The sequence below is a fragment of the Allobosea sp. OAE752 genome (genome assembly GCF_050433265.1).
Taxonomy (GTDB): Bacteria; Pseudomonadota; Alphaproteobacteria; order Rhizobiales; family Beijerinckiaceae; genus Allobosea; species Allobosea spartocytisi.
The window spans coordinates 391,736-408,814 of sequence record NZ_JBNPXO010000002.1 but is presented as its reverse complement, the minus strand read 5'-3'; the positions used below and the strand labels follow the sequence as shown (position 1 = coordinate 408,814).

Here is a 17,079-nt window from a genome sequence, read left to right as displayed (position 1 = left end):
CGTGATCATCTCAAATTTCATTGTTGACAATCTAATTGCGCACAATCTAAATGGCAATCATTGGTTCACCCGAGAGAGAAGGAACCCGACCATGAAGATCCTCTACACCGCCCATGGCTCCGCCACCGGCGGCCGCGAAGGCCAGGCCGCGACCGATACCGGCAACGTCAAGCTCGTGCTGAACACGCCGAAGGAACTCGGCGGCGGCGGCGGCGACGGCACCAATCCCGAGCAGCTCTTCTCGATGGGCTATTCGGCCTGTTTCCTCGGCGCGCTGAAGTTCGTCGCCGGCAAGGAGAAGGTGAAGATCCCGGAGGATGCCCGAGTCAGCGCCGATATCGGCATCGGCCCGCGCGACGACGGCACCGGCTTCGGCATTGCGGCCAAGCTGACGATCTCCGTCCCCGGCGTCGACAGGGCGGTGGTCGAGGACCTCGTCCAGAAGGCCCATATCGTCTGCCCGTATTCCCACGCCACGCGCGGTAACATCGACGTCGAGCTGAAGGTCGCCTGAGAGCCGCACGGTGCAGGACAAGCGAAAGGGCCGGGATCGCTCCCGGCCCTTTCCGCATCCGATAGGTGCCAGTCGGCCTATAAGCCGGGTTCTGGATGGCTGCGGAATTTCTTCCGCAACGTGACGGCCATTCCTCTGGGACGCGCATTGCTGCACGCCTCGAGCAACCAACCCGGACGACAAGGCTCAGAAACCAGCCCCTCCCCGCTTGCGCGGAAAGCATCGTCCCTATTCGGTTTTGCTCCCGGTGGGGCTTGCCATGCCGGCCCCGTTGCCGGGCCCGCGGTGCGCTCTTACCGCACCTTTTCACCCTTACCTGCGGCCGAAGCCGAAGGCGGTTCGATCTCTGTGGCGCTTTCCCTGGGGTCGCCCCCGCCGGACGTTATCCGGCACCGTGTTTCCGTGGAGCCCGGACTTTCCTCCCTCGCAAGCGAGAGCGGCCGTCCGGCCGACTGGCGAGGGGGAGATGCGCGCTGGCGCGGCCGGCGTCAAGCGCGGCCGCAAAATAGCAGTCAGTTGCGAGCGGTGATGGTGCGCACTTTGGCACAGTAGGTGCGGTTGGCGCCGTTCATATGCGTCGTCATATGGCCGCTCTGGTACTTCATGACGGTGCGGCAGGTATCGCCGCCGGCCATCCGATAGGCCATCGCCAGATATTTCATGCCGTAGCGGGCGTTGGTCTCGGCATCGAGCAGCCCGTTCGCACCGCCGGAATAGCCCAGGCCGCGTGCAGTCTGATGGCGGATCTGCATCAGGCCGAAATTGCCGGCATGGGATGCGCGCGGGTTGTAGCGGCTCTCGATCCGCACCACGGCATCGGCCAACGAGAACGGAATCCCATTCTCGGCGGCATGGCGGGCGACCAGCGCCCTCAGCCCCTCGGAACCGGCCGGCGCGGCGAGCGGCGTCCTGCCGGAACGCGCCTCGGCGGCCTTGACGTGGCGGAGATCTTCCTTCGCGGCGGCGCGGGCTTCCTTGCCTGCTTTCGCCACCGCCTTGGTCGCGGCAGCGCCCAGGCTTCCAGTCGTGTCGCCGGCCTTCTCACGAGCGATTTCCGCGTCGCGAACGAGCAGCGCCCTGGGGTCCGTTTCCGCGTTCACGAATTCCCCCGCCGACGCAATCGCGGGAAGGCTAATCAGGAGCGCAGCAGCGAGACCGCCAAAGACATACCGCATGATGAACCGAACCTCATCTGGACAGAACTGATTGGAAGGTGCGGTCAAATGCTGATGGAATGTGTCCATAATCTGGCGTCATCGACAGAAAAAGACCATGTAGATTGTGCAACGCGGAATTTAATCTATATTAAGCTGTGAAGTATTTAAACGTATTCGGCGGCCCTATAAGCTTCGCCGGCGCATCGGGAGGCGCCGCGAAGCAACAAAAGCGAATCGCGGCCACGTTTCCGCCGCATTCCGATCAATTCGTACGATTCGATGCGTCAGGCCGTCGCGCTGCGGGCTCGTCGACCGGCCGCCTCTTGATCGCAGCCCTTCGCGCTCCCATCATGCAGGCCGCGCTTCGGCGCATGGGATTCACGGGAGACCCGGCCTTTTATGGCTTCATCATTCTGGGGTGCGCTCGGTGGCGGCGGGCTTGGGCTCGCGCTCGGCGGCCCGTTGGGCGCGCTCCTGGGGGCTCTCGCCGGGCATGTGCTGATCGATCGCGAAGGCGCTCCCTTCGGCCCGGCCCCGCGCGAGCTCGTCTTCACCACCGGCCTCGTCGCGCTGGCCGCCAAGATGGCGCGCTCCGACGGTGTCGTGACCTGTGACGAGGTCACCGCGTTCCGGCGCATCGTCGACGTGCCGGCCGATCAGCAGGAGCGTGTCGAGGCGCTGTTCAATCTCGCCAAGCAGACCAGCGCCGGCTTCGAGGCCTATGCCACGCAGATCGCGGGCGCGTTCCATGACGAGCCGGCGCTGCTGGAGGACGTGCTCGACGGCCTCTTCCTGATCGCGGCCGCCGATGGCGCGATCCATGAGGCCGAGCATGCCTATCTCCGTGCCGTCGCCGGTATCTTCGGCATCGCCGACAGCGACTTCGCCCGCATCGAGGCGCGGCATGTCCGCCGCCGCGACGATCCCTATCTGGTCATCGGCGCCAACCGCGAGATGAACGATGACGAGCTGAAACGGCATTATCGCCGCCTCGTCGCGGCGACGCATCCGGACCGCGAGATCGCGCGCGGCCTTCCGGCCGAAGCCGTCGCGATCGCGACCAAGCGTCTCGCGGCCGTCAATGCCGCCTGGGATGCGATCCAGCACGAGCGCGGCCTGCATCGCCGCCTCTCGCATCAGCCCGCCTGACACGCCATCCCATGGACGAGATCGCCAGCCCCGCCGCCGCCAATCCCGCCTCAGCCGGGCCGGATAGCCGCTTTGCCGCCAAGATCTTCCCCTCGCCCAACCATGGCGAGCGGAAGAACCCCGATGGCACGCCCGGCCGCCGGCCCGACATGCTGATCCTGCACTACACCGGCATGCCGGTCGCGGGAGAGGCGCTGCAATGGCTGTGCAACCCGGTCTCGCAGGTCTCCTCGCATTATTTCGTCTTCGAGAACGGCCATACGCTCCAGCTCGTGCCGGAGGGCCGGCGTGCCTGGCATGCCGGCGCCTCGCACTGGGCCGGCGAGACCGACATCAACTCCTGCTCGATCGGCATCGAGATCGCCAATCCCGGCCACCCCGGCGGCCTGCCCGACTTTCCCGATGCGCAGATCGCGGCGACGCTGAACCTCTGCCGCGACATCTGCGAGCGCTGGTCGATCCCACCCGAGCGGGTGCTCGCCCATTCGGACGTTGCGCCCGGCCGCAAGATCGACCCCGGCGAGAAATTTCCCTGGCGGCATTTCGCGGAAGGCGGCGTCGGCCTCTGGACTGAAGCCCCACCGATTCGCGGCGGGCGCTTCTTCGCCCGTGGCGAGAGCGGCCAGCCGGTCGAGGCGCTGCAGGCCATGTTCGCCATGCTCGGCTATGGCGTCGCGGTCGACGGCGTCTTCGACGAGAAGCTGGAAGCGGTCGTCGCCGCCTTCCAGCGCCACTGGCGCCCGGAGAAGGTCGACGGCGTCGCCGATTCCTCCACGATCACGACGTTACGCGACCTGCTCGCCGCGACGCAGGGCGCGCGCATGGCCTGATCGCGATCCCGTGAGGAGCCGCATGCCCGGGAAGCTCTCACAAGGCTCGCTTAACTCCCCTGCTCTATTGTAGTTTGTCCGGCTAGGCGACCGGAGGGGATGGCCTTGAACATCGAGCAGCAGCGCATCGCTTCGGAGCTCTGTCGGGTTTCCGGCAAGCCCTCCTCCATCGGGGCCTGGGAGTGCAATCTCGCAAACGTGTCGCTGAGCTGGACCGACGGGGTCTACGATCTGTTCGGCCTGCAGCGTGGCTCGACGATCCAGCGTTCCTCGATCCTCGACCTCTATGAGGAAAGCTCGCGCACCGAGATGGATCGGCTGCGCAGCAAGGCGATCCGCACCGGCGAGGCCTTCTCCCTCGACTGCCGCATTCGCACCGCAAGCAACGAGAAGCGCTGGATGCGCCTGATCGTCGGCGTCGGCTATCAGCATGGCCGCCCGTTCCGCATCTTCGGCTCGAAGCAGGATGTCACCGCCGAGAAAGGCCTTTGGACAGGCCTCGCCACGCTGAAACAGCGCGATCCACTCGTCGAGCGCTCGGCTCGGCGCAGCTTCGAGGACCTCGTCGCCCAGGCCTTGCTCGACCGGCGCTTCGAACAGGAAACCTTCGCGCTGATTATGCTCGACATCGATGATTTTCACGACATCGTCGATGCTTTCGGGCCAGCGGCCAGCGATGAATTGCTGCTCCGCTTCGAAGAGCGGCTCGCCCGGCTCTTCCCCGATGCTTTCGCCAGCAGCCGCATCGGCAAGAGCCAGTTCGCCCTGCTGCTGCGGATGTCGGCCGGGCAGCAGCGCCTCGCCGCCAGTCTCGAGAACGCGCAGCATCTGTTGTCCCGCCCGATCATGCGCGGACATGCGGTGATCGACTTCACGATCTCGATCGGCGCCGTCGTCCTCAATGGCGAACGCCACCGCGATCCCGCGGCCCTCTTCGCCGAGGCCCATGCCGCGCTTCACGTCGCCGGCATGACCGGCGGCAACACCTTGCAGATGTTCGATCGTCCCCTGGCAAGCCCGCCATTGCGCCTGGCACAGTGAGTCTCGTATAGGCCCCGGTGCAGCGCGCCGGTCGCCGGCGCCTCAGCGCTTGCGCACGAACTCGGTGCGCAGCACGAGTCCCTTGATGGCATCGTGGCGGCAATCGATCTCGTCGGGATCATCAGTCAGGCGAATCGAGCGGATCACCGTCCCCTGCTTAAGGGTCTGGCCGGCGCCTTTCACCTTGAGATCCTTGATCAGAACGACGGAATCGCCGTCGGCCAGCACATTGCCGGCGGCGTCGCGGACCTCGACGCGTGCGCTCGCGGCAGCAGCAGCCGCCACCTCCGAAGCCGGGCGCCACTCGCCCGTCGCCTCGTCGTAGACGTAGTCGTCGTTATCGTCGGCCATGGTCACTCCGCCCGGCTTGCCGCCGGGCAACTCCCGACCGGCGCGGGTTAAACGAGCCGGTCCGATAATTCAACACGCCGGATCTGTATAATCGGCATCCGCGGCGTCATTCCCGGACGCAGCGAAGCGCAGAGCCGAGACTCTCGTTCAGGAAGGGACGCCGGGCTTGGCCTCCGGCAGGAGAACCCGGGTCGAGCCCGGGCATGACACCTGCTGCTTACTCCGCCGCCTGCAACCGATAGGCGGTGGCGTCGTAGTTCAGGATCGGCGCCAGCCAGCGCTCGACCTGTTCGATGCTCATGCCCTTGCGCTTGGCATAGTCCTCGACCTGGTCGCGCTCGACCTTGGCGACGCCGAAATAATAGGACTCTGGGTGCGAGAGATAGAGGCCCGAGACCGAGGAGCCGGGCCACATCGCATAGCTCTCGGTTAGCTTCACGCCGACGCGCCGCTCCGCCTGCAGCAGCTCGAACAGCGTCGCCTTCTCCGTATGGTCGGGCTGGGCCGGATAGCCCGGCGCGGGACGGATGCCCTGATATTCCTCGCGGATCAGATCCTCGTTGGAGAAGGCCTCATCCGGCGCATAGCCCCAGAACTCCTTGCGCACGAGCTGATGCATGCGCTCGGCGAAGGCTTCCGCGAAGCGATCCGCCAGCGCCTTGACCATGATCGAACGGTAGTCGTCATTGTCGCGGGCGAACTTCTCGGAGATGCGTTCCTCCTCCGCGCCCGATGTGACGACAAAGGCGCCGATATAATCGGGAGCCCCGCCTTCCGGCGCGACGAAGTCGGAGATGCACATATTCGGCTTGCCGTCGCGCTTCGAAAGCTGCTGGCGCAGGCCGTGGAAGGTCGCGAGCGGCTCCTGTCGGCTCTCGCCGGTATAGAGGCGGATATCGTCGCCGACGGCGTTCGCCGGCCAGAAGCCGATGACCGCCTTCGGGTTGAACCAGCGCTCCTCGACGATGCGCTTCAGCATTGCCTGCGCATCGTCCCAGAGCGCGCGCGCCGCCTCGCCCTGCTTCTCGTCCTGCAGGATCGCCGGGAAGCGACCCTTCAGCTCCCAGGTCTGGAAGAACGGCGTCCAGTCGATCACCGGCACGAGATCGGCGATGTCATAGGTGCGGAAGGTCCGCGTGCCCAGGAAGCTCGGCTTCGGCGGGACATAGCTCGCCCAATCCGTCTTGAAGGGATTGGCGCGCGCCTTGGCCAGCGGCAGGCGCTGCTTGTCGGCCTCCGAACGGCGATGGGCGGCGGCAACCTTGGCGTATTCGGCCTTGATGCCGTCGACATAGGCCGGCTTCTGCTCCTGCGAGAGCAGGGTCGAGACCACGCCGACAGCGCGCGACGCGTCGGTAACATAGACCGTCTGGCCCTTCTCATAGGCCGGATGGATCTTCACCGCCGTATGGACGCGGCTCGTCGTCGCCCCGCCAATCAGCAGCGGAATCTCGAAGCCCTCCCGCTCCATCTCGGAGGCGACGGTCACCATCTCGTCGAGCGAGGGCGTGATCAGGCCGGAGAGCCCGATGATATCGACGTTTTCCTTGCGTGCCGTGTCGAGGATCTTCTGCGTCGGCACCATCACGCCGAGGTCGATGACCTCGTAATTATTGCACTGGAGCACGACGCCGACGATGTTCTTGCCGATATCGTGGACATCGCCCTTAACCGTCGCCATCAGCACCTTGCCGGCGGCCGAGCGTTCGCCTCCGCCATTCAGGCGCTTCTCCTCCTCCATATAGGGCATGAGATAGGCGACGGCCTGCTTCATCACGCGGGCCGACTTCACCACCTGCGGCAGGAACATCTTGCCGGCGCCGAACAGGTCGCCGACCACGTTCATACCGGCCATCAGCGGCCCTTCGATGACATGGAGCGGCTTCTCGGCCTTCAGCCGCGCCTCTTCCGTGTCGATATCGATGAATTCGGTGATGCCGGCGACCAGCGCATGCTCAAGCCGCTTCTCGACCGGCAGCTCCCGCCAGGCCAGGTCCTTGCCGGACGTCGCGACCGAACCATCGCCCTTGAAGCGCGGCGCCGCCTCAAGCAGCCGCTCGGTCGCATCCTTGCGGCGGTTGAGGACGACATCCTCGCAGAGCTCGCGCAGTTCGGGGTCGAGATCGTCATAGGAGCCGAGCTGGCCCGCATTGACGATGCCCATATCCATGCCGACCTTGATGCAGTGGTACAGGAAGACCGAGTGCATCGCCTCCCGGACCTTCTCATTGCCGCGGAACGAGAAGGACAGGTTGGAGACACCGCCCGAGACATGGGCATGCGGCAGGGTCTCGCGGATCGTCTTCGTGGCCTCGATGAAATCGTTGCCGTAATTGTCATGCTCCTCGATGCCCGTCGCCACCGCGAAGATGTTCGGGTCGAAGATGATGTCCTCGGGCGGGAAGCCGATCTCCTCAGTCAGGAGCTTGTAGGCGCGCGTGCAGATCTCGATCTTGCGGGCATAGGTGTCGGCCTGGCCGGCCTCGTCGAAGGCCATGACGACGACGGCCGCGCCGTAGTTGCGGCAGATACGGGCATGTTCGAGGAAGGCCGCCTCGCCCTCCTTCATCGAGATCGAGTTGACGATCGGCTTGCCCTGGATCGTCTTCAGCCCGGCCTCGATGACATGGAACTTCGAGGAATCGACCATGATCGGAACGCGGCTGATATCCGGCTCCGAGGCGATCAGGTTGCAGAACTCCGTCATCGCCTTCTCGGAATCGAGCAGGCCCTCATCCATGTTGATGTCGATGACCTGCGCACCGTTGGCGACCTGGTCGCGCGCCACGTCGAGCGCGGCCGCGTAGTCGCCGGCCGTGACGAGCTTCCTGAACTTCGCCGAGCCGGTGACGTTGGTCCGCTCGCCGATATTGACGAAGGGGATGGTCTCGTCGAGCGTGAAGGGCTCGAGCCCCGCGAGCCTGAGATAGGGCTTCACCTCCGGCATCTGGCGCGGCGCCTTGCCGGCGACGGCCTCCGCGATGGCGCAGATATGCTCCGGGGTGGTGCCGCAACAGCCGCCGACGACATTGACGAAGCCGGCATCGGCGAACTCGGCCAGCATCTTGGCCGTGGCTTCGGGCCGTTCGTCATAAAGGCCGAATTCGTTGGGCAGGCCGGCATTGGGATAGGCGCAGACGAGCGTGTCCGCGACGCGCGACATGTCCTTGATATGCGCCCGCATCTCTCGCGCGCCGAGCGCGCAGTTGAGCCCGACCGTCAGCGGCGCGGCATGGCGCACGGCGTTCCAGAAGGCCTCGACCGTCTGGCCCGACAGCGTGCGGCCCGAAAGATCGGTGATCGTGCCGGAGATCATCACCGGCAAGCGGATACCCTTGGCCCGGAACACCTCCTCGATCGCGACGATCGCGGCCTTGGCGTTGAGCGTGTCGAAGATCGTCTCGATCAGCAGCAGTTCCGAGCCGCCATCGATCAGCCCCGTCACCTGCTCGGCATAGGCGTCGCGGACCTGATCGAAGGTCACGGCACGGAAGCCGGGATTGTTGACGTCCGGCGAGATCGAGAGCGTGCGGTTGGTCGGGCCGATGGCGCCGGCGACATAGCGGCGGCGGCCATCCTCCTTTTGCGCGATGGCCCCTGCCTCGCGGGCGATGCGGGCGCATTCGACATTCAGCTCGTAGACCAGCGCCTCCATGCCGTAATCGGCCTGGGCGATCGAGGTGCCGGAGAAGGTGTTGGTCTCGACGATGTCGGCACCGGCCCGGAAATAGGCGAGATGGATGTCGCGCAGCGCATCGGGCTGCGTCAGGGCGATGATGTCGTTGTTGCCCTTGAGGTCGTGGTTGAAACCCTTGAAGCGCTCGCCGCGGAAATCGGCTTCCGAAAGCTTGAGGTCCTGGATCTGCGTCCCCATCGCGCCATCGAGCACGAGGATGCGTTCCCGCGCGGCCTGGCGCAGCGAGCGCTCGATCTCGGCGCCATCGACCGGAGCTGGCTTGTAGTCGGACATCAGTCTACTCCGCCGCCACGGCCTGCGCCGCCGGCTTCTCGGGCTTGAGGCCGACGAGATGGCAGATGGCGTAGACGAGGTCGGCCTTGTTCATCGTGTAGAAATGCAAATCGGTGACGCCGCGGTCGATCAGGTCGAGCACCTGCTCGGCGCAGACGGCCGCCGCCACCAGCCGGCGCGTCGCGGCGTCGTCTTCCAGCCCCTCGAAACGGTCGGCCAGCCATTGCGGCACGCTGGCGCCGGTCTTGCGGGCGAAACTCGCCGTCTGCTTGAAGTTCTGCACCGGCACGATGCCGGGCAGGATCGGGATCTCGATGCCGCGCGCGCGAACCTTGTCGAGATAGCGGAAATAGACGTCGTTATCGAAGAAGAACTGGGTGATCGCCCGGGTCGCGCCGGCATCGACCTTCTTCTGCAGCGCATCGATGTCGGCATCGAGCGAGGCGGCCTCCGGATGCTTCTCCGGATAGGCCGAGACCGTGACCTCGAAATCGCCGATCGCCTTCAGGCCGGCCACGAGATCGGAGGTCTGGTGATAGCCCTCCGGATGCGCCTCGTAGGTCGTCCCGAGGCCGCCGGCCGGGTCGCCACGCAGCGCCACGACATGGCGCACGCCGGCATCCCAATAGGAACGGATCACCTCGTCCACTTCCGCTTTCGAGGCCGAGACGCAGGTGAGATGCGCAGCCGGCTTCAGCGCGGTCTCCTCGACCATGCGCTTCACCGTGGCGTGGGTGCGCTCGCGGGTCGAGCCACCGGCGCCATAGGTCACGGAGACGAAGCTGGGGCCGAGCGGCTCGAGCCGGCGCACACTCTCCCAGAGAGCAACCTCCATCTCCTCCGACTTCGGCGGGAAGAATTCGAAGGAGACGCGCGGACGGCGCGAACCGTGCCGGCTCGGGCGAAAGGCATTCATCAGGCAACCTCGAGATTGATCTTGCGGGCCGGCGGATCGGCCTGGACGCGCCGGTCGCGCCCGCGCCAGAGCATGACCGGGAGCTGGCCCGAGCCGCCATCGGCGAGCGTCACCTCCTGCGAGAGATCGCAGGCGAGCCCGGCCTCAGTGAACCAGCCCGCGATTTGCTGGCGCGAAAAGCCGAGCCGGCGATGCGCATGCTCGCTGCGCAGGAATTCCATCTCGTGCGGGGCGAAATCGACCACGATCAACCGACCGCCCGGCGCCAGCATGGCCGCAGCCTCGCGCACCGCCCGGCCGGGATCGTCGAGGAAATGCAGCACCTGATGGACGACGACGAGATCGAAGGAGCCGCGCGCGAAGGGCAGCGCATAGATGTCGCCCTGCCTGAGCTCGACGCGCGAGAGCCCCGCCTGCTCCAGATTGGCGCGCGCCACCGCCAGCATCGCATGGTTCGCGTCGACGCCGACGGCCCGGCCGAATTTCGGCGCGATCCGCTCCAGCATCCGCCCCGTTCCGGTGCCGAGATCGAGCATGGCGCCGGGCGTGCCCTCGCCCACCGCCCGCTCGACCGCCGCCTCGACGACATGATCGGGCACGTGCAAGCCGCGCAACCGGTCCCAGTCGCGCGCGACGCTGGCGAAATAGCTTTGCGCGGCCTCGGCCCGCGTCGCCCTGACGGCGGCGAGCCTTTCACGGTCGGCGGCGAGCACCGGATCGCTCAGATCGAGCCATGCGGCGAGCGAGGCGGCGAAGGCCCCGCCCGGCCCGGTCTCGTCGAGCCGGAAGAAGGCCCAGGCGCCCTCGCGCGAGCGCCGCACCAGCCCGGCCTCGGCCAGGAGCTTGAGATGGCGTGAGATGCGCGGCTGCGACTGGCCGAGAATGTCGGTGAGATCGGAGACCGAGAGCTCCCCCTCGGAGAGCAGCGCGATGATGCGCAGCCGCGTCTCCTCGCCGGCCGCCCTCAGGCCTGCCAGAAGCACATCGGAGGACAATGCCGTCGGCTGTCGCACGCAAACACCTCCCACGCTCGAAAAAAGATATAAAGATATCTTTATGTCAAAAGCGTCGTTCGTGCAAGCGAATTATCGTGCGGAAAACAGGACGACGTTCCGCGGCGCGCCTGCGCCGGACGTCTCGCGCAGCGCGGCTGTGGTTTCCGAGCCTGGTGAATTGGGGATGGCCTGGGGTGCGCCCCCGGATCTGCCTGACTGACGGCTCCACCGCCCGGCCGCGCAGGGCAGGCCGACCTTGTTCACGGCAGCGCCCATCGACGATGGGACAATTCTCCGCCGCTCCAACCGGAGCGGCGGGTCGCATAGGTCACGAGATCGGTTGGTTCAGAGGAGCTTCAGATCCCCTGCCGCAGTCTTGCCGCGCTCCGTCTTGAGCTCGAACGCGATTTTCTGCCCTTCCGTCAGCGTCATCATGCCAGCTTCCTTTACGGCAGTGATGTGCACGAACACATCCTTGCCGCCGTCCGCCGGTTGAATGAAGCCGTATCCTTTCTCGGTATTGAACCATTTAACGGTTCCGGTCGCCATCGCCATATCCCTCGAAGCCGCGCCCACCAGCCCTCGGACCGCAATCCGCAAGCCGGCAACAAAGAATTGACCGAAAATTCGACCTTGTCGAGGCCAAAGGCAAGGCAGACGAAACGTTGTGATTTAAGACTTCGCCAAGATCACCCGCCACTGACCTCTATGGGGAACGAAGCGTCGGGATGGAATTCGCCTTCACCCGAGGCGGGAATGCCATGCCGCCTCCCCAAAGGGCCGTCACCGCACGCCACCCCGAGCGAGAAGGCACCCGCCGAGCCTTGCCGGCCGGAGCCTGACTTTGCGGAATGTAGCCGCTCCGTTTTGCCTGCAACTGCCCCGACCCCGTCGCCTGCGGCATAGCGGCCTGCTCCGGGAGTGTTGCCTGCCACCGCCATCTGTGCGACCGAGCAGGTCTCGACTGTCCAGGGCATTGTCGTGGCGAAAATCGGTTTTCGCGAAGGCAATGCCGAGAGGAATTTGGAGCCGCAACGACCATGGCCCAGCCCCTGACCATCGAAGATCTGCGCCTGCTGGCGAAGCGCCGCGTGCCGCGCATGTTCTACGATTACGCCGATTCCGGCGCCTGGACCGAGGGCACCTATCGCGCCAACGAGGCCGACTTCGCCAAGATCAAGCTGCGCCAGCGCGTCGCCGTCGATATGACCGATCGATCGCTCGCCAGCGAGATGATCGGCCAGCCGGTTGCGATGCCCGTCGCGCTCGCTCCCACCGGCCTCACCGGCATGCAACACGCCGACGGCGAGATCCTCGCCGCCAAGGCCGCCGCCAAGGCGGGCGTGCCCTTCACGCTCTCGACCATGAGCATCTGCTCGATCGAGGACGTGGCGAACCACACCAGCGCGCCCTTCTGGTTCCAGCTCTATGTGATGAAGGACCGCGACTTCATCTCGCGCCTGATCCAGCGCGCCAAGGCCGCCGGCTGCTCGGCCCTGGTGCTGACGCTGGACCTGCAGATCCTCGGCCAGCGCCACAAGGACATCCGCAACGGCCTCTCCGCCCCGCCGAAGCCGACGCTGGCCAATCTCATCAACCTCGCCTTCAAGCCGCGCTGGTGCCTGAAGATACTGGACACGCCGCGCCGGCAGTTCGGCAACATCGTCGGCCACGTCACCGGCGTCGCCGACATGTCCTCGCTCTCCTCCTGGACCGCCAGCCAGTTCGACCCGAAGCTGAACTGGGACGATGTCCAGTGGATCAAGGAGCAATGGGGCGGCAAGCTGATCCTGAAGGGCATCCTCGATCCCGAGGACGCCGAGATGGCCGCGAAAAGCGGCGCCGACGCCCTGATCGTCTCGAACCATGGCGGCCGCCAGCTCGATGGCGCGCTGTCCTCGATCGAGGCCCTGCCCGGCATCGTCGAGCAGGTCGGCAACCGCATCGAGGTGCTGTTCGACGGCGGCATCCGCTCGGGCCAGGACGTGCTCAAGGCGGTCGCGCTCGGCGCCAAGGGCACCTTCATTGGCCGCGCCTTCCTCTACGGGCTCGGTGCGATGGGCGAGCAGGGCGTGACGGCCGCGCTCGACATCATCCGCAAGGAGCTCGACGTCACCATGGCGCTCTGCGGCAAGCGCGACATCAAGGATGTCGACGCCAGCATCCTCGTCGGCGGCAAGCCGAAGCACTGATCGACCGGCAGGGAAGACGCGCCGTGAGACGGCAAGACGATGTATCGGTCGAGGCGGCCGGGCCGGCCGCTCGGGCCGCGTCCGCTGGTGCGGGCACGGGGTGGTGGCGGCTGAACGGCCCCTCCTTCGCCGAGCGCCTGGCCGCCGCCGCCAACCGGCCGGCCGGCTTCGACTATCTGCGCTTGCTGCTCTCGACCCTCGTCATCGTCACCCATGCGGTCGGCGTGGCCTATGGCGTCGGCGAGACGCTGCGTGTCTTCGGCGGCGCATGGCGCCCGGCGGTCGCGCTGATCCTGCCCATGTTCTTCGCGCTCAGCGGCTTTCTCGTCGCCGGCAGCCTCGAGCGCTGCCGGTCGCTGATCTCCTTTCTCGGCCTGCGCCTGATCCGGCTGGTGCCGGCGCTCGCCGTGGAGACCTTTGCCGCCGCCATCGTCATCGGCGCGATCTTCACGACGCTGCCGCTGACGGAGTATTTTAGCAGTCCGCTCTTCCGGCAGTATTTCCTGAACATCCTGGGCGTCGTCCAGTTTCTCCTGCCGGGCGTGTTTCTGGGCAATCCCTGGTCAGGACTGGTCAACGGCCAGCTCTGGACCCTGCCCTGGGAGCTGTACTGCTACCTGATCATCGCCGGCATCACCGCGCTGGGGCTGTTGCGCCGGGAGGATCGCGCGCTTGCAACGATCCTCATCGTCCACGCCGTCATTTTCGTCATCTACGTCCTGATCAGGCGTCACCAGCCGGGCGTCACCGTTTCGGGCCCCGTGCTGATCCTCTGCTTCCTCTATGGCATCGGCGTCTATCTGTTCCGGAAGCGGATCATCTGGAGCAACGCGCTGTTCGCGCTGGCCCTCGCCGCGACGCTGCTGGGGCTGAGCGTCCCCGGCGGCGACTACCTGATCGCCCTGCCCTGCGCCTATCTCACCGCCTTCCTCGGGCTCACCAGCCCGCGCCGCAGCTGGCTGGTCTCGTCGGGCGACTATTCCTACGGCCTGTTCCTCTACGGCTTCCCGATCCAGCAGGCCGTGGTCGCGACTTTCGGCGCCGGGGGCCAGCCCTGGTGGGCCAATGCCACCATCTCCTGGTGCCTGGCCTTCGCTCTCGCCTTCCTCTCCTGGCATCTCGTCGAAAAGAACGCCATGAAGCTACGCCCCCGCCTCCTTGCGACCGAAGCAAGCCTGCTCGCGCGCCTGCCAGGGCCGGTTGCCTTCACCGGCTGGCTCCGCTCCCGCCGCGTCCTTGTCGCCCTTGCCATCGTTCTCATCGCCGCCGCGGCAGCCGGCACCTATCTCGCGCTGCGCAAACCGGCGGAGAACTTCCCGCTACTGGCCCGGCTCGCGGTCATCAACGCCCATATCGGCGAGGCCGATCCCGACTATGTCTTCATCGCGGGCGATTCCAATGCCGAGATGATCAACGCGACCCATCGCCTCTGCGGCCGCAATGTCGTCAATGCCGGCATCAGCGGCGCCAAGATGACGGATATGAACGGCCATTGGGCGACATTCGCCTTTACGAAGAAGCCCGGCAGCATCGTCATCCTGATCGGCACCAACGATCTGCATCGCAAACGCAAGCCGACCCAGCCGAAATACCTCGACGCCTTCGAACGCAATGCCGACCGGCTGATCGCCAGCGCGGCCGCTCTGTCCACAAAGGTCTTCGTCGCCGCGGTTCCCCCGGCGGAGCCCGGAATGATCAAATATTACGAGCCGGCAGCGGTGGTCGCGCTGTCCGAGAGGCTGAAGCGGGCCTGCGATCGCCACGCCTGCACCTTCATCGACCCCTTCGCCGGCACCCGCGACGGAACCGAGGGCTTCGCCAAGCCGGACAGCACCCATGACGGCATCCATGTCCGCTCCTATCGGGACGCCATGGCATCGGTCGAGGCCCAAATCTGCAGCTGACCGGGCAGCGCTCTGCACTCTGGCGCATGGATCTCGTTAGACCGCCGGCCCGGAAACTGGTCTGGCCCGGCGGATCAAATCCACCGGGCCTTTGCATGGCGAGATCACCGCTTCACGCCCAATGGGGCATGGCGATGGATCGGAGGTCTTTAGAGCGGCCCCTCGCCGGAAAGCTCCCGGCGAGGGGTTGCTCATGGCTCAGCTGCGATACCAGGCCCCCAGGTTCCAGGTATCGACGTCCCAGCCCGAGTGGTCATGCGCGAGGTTCTGCGCAGCGGAGACCACCTTCGTCCGCGACAGGACCGGCAGGATGACATTGGCCTCGCAGAAGATCTCGTTGACCTTGATCAGCAGCGCTGCGCGCTTGGCCGGATCGAGCTCCTTCTGCGCCTCCCGATAGGCCTTGTCGGCCTCCGGGTCGGTGTAGCGCGAGACGTTGCGGCCCAGCCACTTGTTCTCCTTGCTGGCGACTTCCCAGGAGGTGAACTGGTTGAGGAAGCGCTCCGGATCAGGCTGCGGCTGCGTCGTGGTGTACATCTCGATGTCGGTATAGAGCTTGGTGTAGGTGTCGGGGTTGGCGACGTCCGACGAGAAGAACACCGAGGCCGTGACCGACTTCAGCTCGAGCTCGATACCGGCCTTCTGGCAGGCCTGCTTGATGATCGCCTGGACCTTCTGGCGCGGCGCGTTGATCGAGGTCTGGAAGACGTATTTGAGCTTCTTGCCATCCTTCTCGCGGATGCCGTCGGAGCCCTTCTTCCAGCCGGCATCGTCGAGGATCTGGTTCGCCTTGGCGATGCTGAACTCGTATTTCAGCTTCTCCGACTTGAACTGCTTCGGCTGGTTGACGAAGCTCGCGGTCGGGATGCCGGCGCGGCCATAGATGAACTTCTGGATCGAGTCGCGGTCGATCAGCAGGTTGATCGCTTGGCGCACGGCCGGGTCCGACAGCGTCGGGTGCTTGGTCTTCTTGCTCGAGCGCTCGCCGTCGACCTCGGTCCACGGATCGGTCGTGTTCAGCGTGATGAACTCGATGTCGCCGGCCACCGCGACGCTGACCTTGCCGCGCCCACCGGTCTCCATGCGCTTGAGCACATCCTCTTCGACCAGCGAGTCCCAAGCATAGTCGTATTCGCCGGTCTGCAGCACGGCGCGCGCCGCCGAGACCGCGTCACCGCCGCCCTTGACCTCGAAGGTGTCGAAGAAGGGCTGGTTCGCGACGTGATACTCGGTGTTGCGCTCGGTCCGGATGATGTCGCCCGGCTTGAACTCGACGAACTTGTAAGGGCCGGTGCCGACCGGCTTGAGGTTGGCCGGGGCCTCGCGCGACTTGGCGCCCTTGTACTCGCCGAAATGGTGCTTCGGGATGATCATGCCGGCGACGCCGACAAAAGGATCGGCCCAGAACGGGGTCGGCTCCTTGAAGATCACCTTGACCGTGAGATCGTCGACCTTCTCGACCTTGATGTTGGCATAGGCGCCGGTGGTATAGGCGGCGGTCGCCGGGTCGGCGGCGTATTCCCAGGTGAAGACGACGTCGTCGGCCGTGAACGGCTTGCCGTCATGCCACTTCACGCCGGGCTTCAGCTTCCAGGTCACGGTCTTGCCGTCCTCGGACAGGCCGCCATTGGCCTTGCTGGGAACTTCGGCAGCGAGTTGCGGGAAGAGATTGCCCTCCTTGTCCCAGCCGGCCAGCGGCTCGTAGAAGATGCGCGAGGCGATCTGGTCCTTGGTGCCCGAGGCGAAATGCGGGTTCAGCAGGGTCGGCGCCTGCCAGAGCAGCATCTTGAGCGGGCCACCACCACCGGCCTTGGTCGGCTTGTATTCGAGCGTGGCATTCGCCATCGCCACGCCATTCCAGGCCAGAATCTGGCTCGCGATCGGGGCGGTGATGCCGACCGCCGCCAATTTCCGAATGAAGGAACGCCGCGACAGGCGGCCATCCTTCAGATTTTCAACCATATCCTGGATATACTCGCTGCTCATAGCCGACCTTCGCGTTACGCAGAGAAGATGCCGTTCAATAATTGAACCGGCTCTAGACTTACCTTGGAGAATCC

Annotated in this window: 13 protein-coding genes and 1 other RNA gene; 6 read left to right on the top strand and 8 right to left on the bottom strand. The window is 65.6% G+C overall.

What is annotated here, in order from left to right; translation table 11 throughout:
* The first annotated feature begins 91 nt into the window (after positions 1 to 91).
* Positions 92 to 514 (top strand): organic hydroperoxide resistance protein, encoded by a 423-nt coding sequence (locus tag GGC47_RS06850; RefSeq protein ID WP_038358895.1) that lies wholly within the window; start codon positions 92 to 94, stop codon positions 512 to 514.
* A 64-nt stretch (positions 515 to 578) separates the two neighbouring features.
* Here the strand turns inward: GGC47_RS06850 and rnpB are convergent.
* Positions 579 to 970, bottom strand: an RNA gene (rnpB, locus tag GGC47_RS06845) — RNase P RNA component class A.
* A gap of 56 nt (positions 971 to 1,026) precedes the next feature.
* Positions 1,027 to 1,614 (bottom strand): lytic transglycosylase domain-containing protein, encoded by a 588-nt coding sequence (locus tag GGC47_RS06840; protein WP_185747937.1) that lies wholly within the window; start codon positions 1,612 to 1,614, stop codon positions 1,027 to 1,029.
* A 456-nt stretch (positions 1,615 to 2,070) separates the two neighbouring features.
* On the opposite strand from GGC47_RS06840, the gene GGC47_RS06835 reads away from it, so the two are divergent.
* The 3 genes from GGC47_RS06835 (at position 2,071) to GGC47_RS06825 (ending at position 4,691) form a co-directional block, all read left to right on the top strand.
* Positions 2,071 to 2,820, top strand: a complete 750-nt coding sequence (locus tag GGC47_RS06835) for a TerB family tellurite resistance protein (RefSeq protein ID WP_142021791.1) — start codon at positions 2,071 to 2,073, stop codon at positions 2,818 to 2,820.
* A gap of 11 nt (positions 2,821 to 2,831) precedes the next feature.
* Positions 2,832 to 3,650, top strand: coding sequence for an N-acetylmuramoyl-L-alanine amidase (locus GGC47_RS06830; RefSeq protein WP_142021790.1), 819 nt, complete (start codon positions 2,832 to 2,834; stop codon positions 3,648 to 3,650).
* Positions 3,651 to 3,749: 99 nt separating this feature from the next.
* Positions 3,750 to 4,691, top strand: a complete 942-nt coding sequence (locus GGC47_RS06825) for a diguanylate cyclase domain-containing protein (protein WP_142021789.1) — start codon at positions 3,750 to 3,752, stop codon at positions 4,689 to 4,691.
* A 42-nt stretch (positions 4,692 to 4,733) separates the two neighbouring features.
* On the opposite strand, the gene GGC47_RS06820 is transcribed toward GGC47_RS06825, so the two are convergent.
* The 5 genes from GGC47_RS06820 to GGC47_RS06800 form a co-directional block, all read right to left on the bottom strand.
* Positions 4,734 to 5,042, bottom strand: coding sequence for an alkylphosphonate utilization protein (locus tag GGC47_RS06820; RefSeq protein ID WP_038358901.1), 309 nt, complete (start codon positions 5,040 to 5,042; stop codon positions 4,734 to 4,736).
* Positions 5,043 to 5,259: 217 nt separating this feature from the next.
* Positions 5,260 to 9,012: a methionine synthase gene (gene metH, locus GGC47_RS06815; RefSeq protein WP_142021788.1), complete on the bottom strand. Its 3,753-nt coding sequence runs from the start codon at positions 9,010 to 9,012 to the stop codon at positions 5,260 to 5,262.
* 4 nt (positions 9,013 to 9,016) lie between these two features.
* Entirely contained in the window at positions 9,017 to 9,928 is a 912-nt protein-coding gene (gene metF, locus GGC47_RS06810; protein ID WP_113252494.1) for a methylenetetrahydrofolate reductase [NAD(P)H], read from the bottom strand.
* Positions 9,928 to 10,941: an ArsR/SmtB family transcription factor gene (locus GGC47_RS06805; protein WP_038358909.1), complete on the bottom strand. Its 1,014-nt coding sequence runs from the start codon at positions 10,939 to 10,941 to the stop codon at positions 9,928 to 9,930. Before GGC47_RS06805 ends, metF begins: the two co-directional genes overlap by 1 nt.
* Positions 10,942 to 11,268: 327 nt before the next feature.
* On the bottom strand, positions 11,269 to 11,472 hold the full coding sequence (locus tag GGC47_RS06800; RefSeq protein WP_038358911.1) for a cold-shock protein: 204 nt from the start codon (positions 11,470 to 11,472) through the stop codon (positions 11,269 to 11,271).
* 491 nt (positions 11,473 to 11,963) lie between these two features.
* Here GGC47_RS06800 and GGC47_RS06795 point away from each other — a divergent pair, with 491 nt between their 5' ends.
* Positions 11,964 to 13,115, top strand: a complete 1,152-nt coding sequence (locus GGC47_RS06795; RefSeq protein WP_429067431.1) for an alpha-hydroxy acid oxidase — start codon at positions 11,964 to 11,966, stop codon at positions 13,113 to 13,115.
* A 23-nt stretch (positions 13,116 to 13,138) separates the two neighbouring features.
* Complete coding sequence (locus GGC47_RS06790) at positions 13,139 to 15,019, top strand: SGNH/GDSL hydrolase family protein (RefSeq protein WP_185747936.1); 1,881 nt, start codon at positions 13,139 to 13,141, stop codon at positions 15,017 to 15,019.
* Between the two features lie 198 nt (positions 15,020 to 15,217).
* Here GGC47_RS06790 and GGC47_RS06785 read toward each other — a convergent pair whose 3' ends face one another.
* Positions 15,218 to 17,005 (bottom strand): peptide ABC transporter substrate-binding protein, encoded by a 1,788-nt coding sequence (locus GGC47_RS06785; protein WP_112763949.1) that lies wholly within the window; start codon positions 17,003 to 17,005, stop codon positions 15,218 to 15,220.
* Between the last annotated feature and the right edge of the window lie 74 nt (positions 17,006 to 17,079).